The organism is Pseudanabaena sp. SR411 (genome assembly GCF_002251945.1).
Classification (GTDB): Bacteria; Cyanobacteriota; Cyanobacteriia; order Pseudanabaenales; family Pseudanabaenaceae; genus Pseudanabaena.
Map to the genome: position 1 here is coordinate 1 of NZ_NDHW01000144.1, position 7,217 is coordinate 7,217.

The 7,217-nt window shown below is 40.7% G+C and carries 5 protein-coding genes and 1 pseudogene; 2 read left to right on the top strand and 4 right to left on the bottom strand.

What is annotated here, in order from left to right; translation table 11 throughout:
- Nucleotides 1–400, top strand: a pseudogene (locus tag B9G53_RS27455) (hypothetical protein); the annotation flags it as partial.
- Between the two features lie 106 nt (nt 401–506).
- On the opposite strand, the gene B9G53_RS15150 reads toward B9G53_RS27455, so the two are convergent.
- The 3 genes from B9G53_RS15150 to B9G53_RS15160 form a co-directional block, all read right to left on the bottom strand.
- Nucleotides 507–2,417, bottom strand: a complete 1,911-nt coding sequence (locus B9G53_RS15150) for a DUF2779 domain-containing protein (RefSeq protein ID WP_094533739.1) — start codon at nt 2,415–2,417, stop codon at nt 507–509.
- A 126-nt stretch (nt 2,418–2,543) separates the two neighbouring features.
- Nucleotides 2,544–3,929, bottom strand: coding sequence for an FtsX-like permease family protein (locus B9G53_RS15155; protein ID WP_094533740.1), 1,386 nt, complete (start codon nt 3,927–3,929; stop codon nt 2,544–2,546).
- Nucleotides 3,930–3,986: 57 nt separating this feature from the next.
- Nucleotides 3,987–5,252: an ABC exporter membrane fusion protein gene (locus B9G53_RS15160; protein ID WP_094533741.1), complete on the bottom strand. Its 1,266-nt coding sequence runs from the start codon at nt 5,250–5,252 to the stop codon at nt 3,987–3,989.
- Nucleotides 5,253–5,704: 452 nt separating this feature from the next.
- Here B9G53_RS15160 and B9G53_RS15165 point away from each other — a divergent pair, with 452 nt between their 5' ends.
- On the top strand, nt 5,705–6,166 hold the full coding sequence (locus B9G53_RS15165; RefSeq protein WP_094533743.1) for a DUF29 domain-containing protein: 462 nt from the start codon (nt 5,705–5,707) through the stop codon (nt 6,164–6,166).
- Between the two features lie 94 nt (nt 6,167–6,260).
- Here the strand turns inward: B9G53_RS15165 and B9G53_RS29085 are convergent, their stop codons facing one another.
- Nucleotides 6,261–6,467 (bottom strand): hypothetical protein, encoded by a 207-nt coding sequence (locus B9G53_RS29085; protein WP_094533745.1) that lies wholly within the window; start codon nt 6,465–6,467, stop codon nt 6,261–6,263.
- Nucleotides 6,468–7,217 lie beyond the last annotated feature (750 nt).

Below are 7,217 nucleotides of genomic sequence, written 5' to 3' on the forward strand. Positions count from 1 at the left end.
CGATGACAATGGTCCTTGGCCGATGCCATTGGAATATGAATCCGTAGCATTTAGTAAATCACCAGATCGGATCGCCATCCATTCATCGGGCGAGCTAGAAAATTTTGAAACCACAACTACCCAAATTTCTCAAGATCAACTGGAAGGTAGTTTGGTTTTTGAAGAAGAACTATTGAACTATCAACAGCGTTCTGATACTGACAGCGATCGCCCTCTACGAGCTTGGATTGAAAACAAGGCAAATATTGGTGGGCGTTCCAATAATCCTGTAATTAGGTTACTGCTTTGGCTTGATGAAATCGTTCTCAAGATCGAAGATTTGCTCATAAAGTTTTGGAAAGGATTAATGCGTTTTCCCAAGCGCTTGATTAATTTCATGCGTTTTGGCAAGAAGCGTTAAATTACAGCGCTTTGCGCTCAAACCCAAACCAAGAAATTTGTTAAAAGTGTTGCAAAGCAACACTTTTAACAAATTTCTTGGTTTGGCAATAACCCATAGGGTTACCCTATGGGTTATTGCACAAATTTTGCCAATGTTTCCAAATAATTACCATAGCCATCGTATCAAGGCGGCAATATTGATAGAGCAACTCTTTCCACTGCGATCGCACTGCTTGATTGTCCATCCCCCGATCGCGATTTTCGCCATACATCAGGTCTTGATAGGCTAGCATTGCGCCAGCACCCTCATTCACCACTTGAATGCGATCACCTATTTGCAATTGCGGCAAAACATCATAGGGACTCAGGATTTCACCATCAACTTCTCGATAGTATTCCTGAAAACAGGGGATTTTATGTAAGTAGGGATTGGTTTTCCAAACCGCAGGTAAAACACATTTAAGGGAAGTACGTCCTTTCATTAAGGGATGAAAATAATGATTAAGTGTAAGCGCATTCATATCAACTAGGTGCGATTTGCCCTTATTGCCCAACTTAGCGGTATTCGCTAGCCATGTTTGTAATTGCGGATTTTGATAGTCATAGGCTTGCATTTGATAGTAGATATCGCGCAATACACTGTTCTCATGGGTTGCCCATGTCAAGATTGAGCCGCGATCGCCTAGGCATTCCATCAGCGATTCGGCAAATTGAAAATTTGGGAAAGTATTTTCGAGATCTAGCCATTCTGTTTGGATGGGATCTGCATCTGGCTCGATGATTGTGTGGCAGCTCCACTGAAAGGCAACCTGCTCATAGGGGCGCATCCCTGCACGATAGGGGATTGCCATGCGCGAAGTCTCAAAATCAATAAAATGAATGGGATATTCTATCTGCTGCACGATTTGGGGGAGATGCTCAGAAATCCATTCTTTGTTTTTTTGCGTGTATTCAATCTGAATAAGTTGACGATAGCTATAGGTCTCGTCAGTGAGTTCTTCTAAGGGAACATCAAACATACTGACTTGCTTTTGCTGAATCATTTCATTGACTAGAGGAGTCTCATGACCACCAATGCGCCCCATTTGATAGAGTTCGAGGACATGGTTCTCGACATCCGCTAAATCACCCCAGCATTCCTTAAAACCATCACGGGGATCTCGCTCGCTAGCACGGTACTCACAACTTTTACAGCTTTTGCTAATCGGCGCAAATATTTCAGAAGATCGCTCTAGCAAATAGTCTAAATATTTCTGAGCAGAAGCAATTGTCGGCTCGATTAATTCTGCAACTTCAGTTTCGATACTAACTTTAGTGAGAAATTGATCTTTTTCTAATTCCTGAATATCCCCGATAAAATCAACCTTAATTCCATTCATTTTGGAAAAAGAATTACGAGGGGTCGATAAACGCTGAATTTGGAAATAGGAAGCGAGATAATCAATGGCTGTAGTTTTAGCGCGATCGGGAACTAGTAAATAAGGCGCAATCTCTACAGTGCGATCAGGTAAATGCTCGGCTAGCATTTCTTGCAAAATCCCAACTTGGTAAGCCACATCTTCGATGATATATCTCCATTCACCGCCAACATGTCCAGTACGTTTATTGCGAAAGAGAGAAAGATTGCGGTATTTGACTAAGTTTTCGTGAGCGTTACTATCAAATCCTTTAGATCTAATTTCGATAATCTCGATGCGATCGCCTTGTTTGACGAGAATATCAGCACGGGCTAGCTTATGGGATGCATAAAGAACTGGCTCAAAGAGAGTCACATTCTCCTGTTGTAAATAAGCGATCGTTTCTTGAGCAGCACTGGCGATGTTTTCATCGGAGTTAAGATTGGCCGAAATGTAGATACCTTCAGGATAGAGAAGGTGAGCAATCTTACTAATGATGAAATTCCCATCGGCTAATATTCTGGTATAGGCATCAACGCGATCGACCGTGGGATAGCCCAACTTCTTGTAATAAAGTTTGGTTGTGCAACTGCGGGCAGTCTTGAGATCGGATTTCGTCAGATAAATAGGATGGGACATACTGCCTAAAAAACTTCGCTGTATCAATCTAGCATGAACGAACCACAAAAGATTTTTTGAAAGCGTTGCTTTGCAACGCTTTCAAAAAATCTTGGAGTTTGTATTTGCTCACGAAGCAATACAGAACTATCCAAAAATTTCCGCAGGATCAGCAGATTGGACTTTGCGTAATGATATCGCACCAGAAATCACACACATCACCATCGTTAAGATCATCACAGGAATTGCCTTATCCCAGATATACAGAGGCAATAACGTGGCATTTTTGGTGAGATTGTACAGCCCAAAGGAAATTCCTAACCCAGGAATAAAACCCAAAATCGATAGAACAAAAGCTTCTTGAATGACAACTTGAGCTAGGTATAAATTTCCATAGCCCATCGCCTTAAGCGTCGCATATTCCGCAAGGTGATCAGAAACATCTGTATAGAGAATCTGATAAACGATCACAATTCCGACAATGAATCCCATCACGGTTCCAAGACTAAAGATAAAGCCGATCGCCGTACTTTTTTGCCAATATCCTTTCTCAAAGTCAATGTAGCCTTCCATAGTCAAAATCCGCGTATCATCGACCGCTGCATCCTGAGTTTTTTTCAGATCTTCCACCGTGAGATCGGTCTTATAGACAAACACCTTATCTTTATTCTCTTCGCGAATCAGCTTTCCATTTGCATCAATACTTTCTTTATACAAAATCTGAACTCTTTTACCGTCGGGTTGCAATTTTTCGCGAGGCAAAATCACATGATCACTGGGTTGACTCAAAATGAAGTTTCGCATTGCTTCGTAAGGTGATGCATCAGGTTTTAGATTAATCAAGCCAACATTGATTAATCCTGAACGACGACTATCAAAAATACGAAGAAAATTAGTATCACTAGTAATCACCGCACCATCGGCGGCAAAGGATGCACCTAGCTCAAATAAACCACCTATCGTTAGTTTGCGATTGGCAACTTCGCGAGTGACGAGATTGTTACAGGCAAAAGCATCATCGGTAAACTTCGCTTTGAGTGCTAAAGTGCCACATTCTCCCACAATTGGACCAAACTCAGCACGGGAAGCTCGATCAAAGAGAACTACATCTTGAGTTTTGACATGATCAATATTTGCTTCTGCGCCCGACATTTTAAAAACCTTGGCATCAGGATTTGCGCCCAACACCAAAATATTACGAGTCTGTCCCGCAGGGTCTTCTTTGATTTTCCAAGCTCCAAGTCCGATATATACTGGGTTAACTGAGTCAACTTCCTTCATTCCTAAGGCTTGATAAAGACGACGTTGTGAAAAGTTCCGCATTCCCACTAAGTTAGTAGATTGGGGGCTAATAATTACTAAATCACCCACCAAATTACTTTGCAATCGAATCGCACTAGTAAATAGAGCATCGCGGAATCCTAATTGTAAAAACATTAAAACTACTGCGAAGGTAATTCCTGCGATCGCTACCAGCAGTCGGCTTTTTTCGTAGGTAAGTTGTAGCCAAGCAAGAGGTACAGCAAAAATCATAAAATTTCATCTAGCGTTAAAAAAATTAGATTTAATTAAGAGTGCTTTGCACTCCTATTAAACCTCTACCTTGACTCTGACTTGCAAATTGGTAAGCCCTGAAACCTTGGTGCTGTCATCTAACTTGATCTTGACTTCAATAATTCGCACATCGGTTTTTGCAGCAGGATCGGTTCCCAGTACATCATTTTTGGCAATCCGCAACCCGATGCGATCGACTTTACCTGTAATTTCACCTTCAAAGGCTTCGCTTTGGATGCTTGCTTTCTGTCCAACCTTGATTTTGCCAATATCAGTTTCATAGATTTCTGCAACTACATACATCTGACTGGTATTGCCAAGGTCAACTACTCCATTTGTCTGACTGACAAATTCACCAGTTTTAGAATTGACTTTGAGAACTTGCCCATCAATCGGAGCGCGAACTTGAGCTAGATCAAGATCAACTTCAGCTTTCTTGACATTAACCATCGCCGTTTGTAGTTGCGCTTCCGCAAACTGGATATCAGTGGGACGGACTTCTCTAACACTGCTGAGTAATCCTTGTGATTGCCGCAATTGAAATTGGGCTTGCTGAATTTGCTGCTGAGCTTGCATCAACTGCCCTTGTAAAGTCTCAACCTTGAGGCGATAGGTATCGAGAACAGTTTGAGAAATTGCACCTTCTTTATACACTTCTAGAAAGCGGTTGTAATCTCGACCAGCAATTTCTAATTCAGATTTAATTCTAGCCGCATTGGCTTCTAGAGATTTAATATTGGCGGCTGCGGATAGGACATTGCCTTCCTGGGCAACAATATCACCACTTTTTGCGCCTGCACGCACTTTAGCGAGATTGCGATCGCTTTCTTGGGCTTGACTTTGAGCTTGGAGTAAAGTGGCGACTGAGCGATCGTAACTATCGAGAATGGCGATCACTTGTCCCTGCTTGACCATATCGCCTTCTTTAACCATCAACTTCACAATACGCGATGTACCTAGCGCTGAAGGTGAGGCAACTTTGACAACTTCTCCTTGCGGCTCTAGGCGACCTAACGCACTGATTGCTTTCGGCTGTTCTTTTGTACTGGCAGTAGTGGCAGGTGCTGATGTTGGTGGGTTATTGCTAAACCGCCCAATCACAAACCAAATACTCACACCCAAGGCGGCTAGGGCAAGGGCGATCGCAGGGATTAAAAATTTGTTGGAGCTTTTTGGTTCTAGGGCGTTTTTCATATTGCTAGTTTGATTGCTTCTTGCCGAGATGCTTTGTGGATCTCCCGATATATTACTGATTTCTGTAGACGTTTCTACCTCTTTGTCCGCCTGTTCATCTACCTGCATATGCTCCTTGCCTCTATATATTCAAACCAGATTTAAAAACTAGCCAATAGTCTACCAAGCAATACCAGTTTGTCTATGTCTTTGACATCCTGCGCTTAGGTTAGATTAACCTAAGTTGCTACCTATAGATTAACGCTAAGAGCAAGGACAAAGAGCATGACTTTAAGCTCAAAATCCATGGCATTTATTGGTATTGCTCAAAGGTGGTGAAAGCGATCGCATCTAAAATATTTCTTGCCTGTTGTTTTATTTCAGATGCGCTTGGTGTCATGAAAATCAGATTTTTAATGCTTTTCGGATTATTTTAACTTGTGATCGCACTCAATCAAACTTCAACAAACTGCGATCGCCTTTTCCCTCGCACAAAACAAAGTGATCGTCCCTAGCCAAATATCAACAACTAGTGATTGCTATAATACTCATATTGGATTGCTCAAAGGAGTTACAAACTAATGACTCAAATGGTTGCACGGAAATCCTTATATGAATCTGATTACCTACTTTGGACTCAAGATGTTGTATCCAAATTAAGGGCTAGAGACTTTGATAATGTGGATCTTGAAAATTTGATAGAGGAGATTGAGGATTTGGGGCGTTCTAAAAAAGATGAGCTAAAAAGCCGTCTCAATACTTTGTTAGAGCATTTACTTAAGCGTATATATATCGATATGCCTCAAGAGTTCAATGGATGGGAACGCACAATAAGAGAACAGCAGAAGCATATTGAGTGGCTTATAGAAGATAATCCCAGTTTCAAATCTATTTGGCATGAGTATTTCAGCATTGCATGGCGATATGCTATTAAGGATGTTCGCAAAGAATATAAAAAGACTCAATTTCCTGAAATATGGCAGTTTGGGAATGATATTGAGTCAATCTTAAATATTGATATTTGGGAAAGCGATCACCCCTAATCAAAAACAATTAGCGATCGCCCATTCATCTCCTCACAACAAAGCGATCGCCTCTAAACAAACATCAGAAACCAGTGATCGCCTATGTTCTCTTTTAATATCCACGATTTGGGTTGCAGTCGGCAAAACTTATAGCTTCTATATCCAAAAAACTAGCGATCGCCATTTCAAGAGTTGCTTCTATTGGATAATCAATTTCTTTGGATCGAGCAATAATTGCTACACGAATTCTCTCAGGCAAAAGTTTTAAAATAACTTCTGCATCTTTGGAAGAGATTTGTTCTAACAGTTCTACTTGCATAAATTTACTACTCCATTGGGATACAAGCGCAGCATATTGGAGAGAAAAAGTAGCTAAATCTAATTGATCCTTCTCTGTCCAAGTGTCGCTATCATCAATAACAGCAACATCTTGTTTAACTAAGCCGTTAAGAGTCAGAATTGCTAACTGTAGTCTCTCAGTTGTTAGAAGATTTGAAATAACTTGTGCATAGAGTTCCTGAATAGCTTTTGGCATAAGACATTTCTAATAGCAGGATGTTCAAAATTACAAGACTATATACATTCTAATCTGCGATCGCATTAAACATAATTTTGCAAAGCGATCGCCCATAGTCAAATCTCAACAATCAGCGATCGCCCCTTCATCTCCCTACAAAAAAAGCGATCTCCTCTTCATCTCTCCGCAAAAAAGCGATCAGTTGAAAAGGATGTCTCGTAACACGGTGAATTGTCAATTATTGTTTCTTGGTTTAGTTATACTATCTATTGTCTAGTCTAACCACAAGTTGAAAGCAACAATTTTAAATTATGACTGTCAAGGAAATCGTTGATGTTTGCAGTGCTTTGCTTACTCCATTGATTGCTGTAATCGCTACTTATATTGCATATAGCAATCCTAAATGAGTTGTGGAAAAATAGAGAAGAAGAAATCAAAGAAAAGACTTGGAAGAATTAACTGAATTTATAGAGAGTAACCCCAAGAGCAAGGAACTCAAAAGAGCCATTGCAGTACAGATGGTGCAACAAAATATGACCTATGAGAGCATAG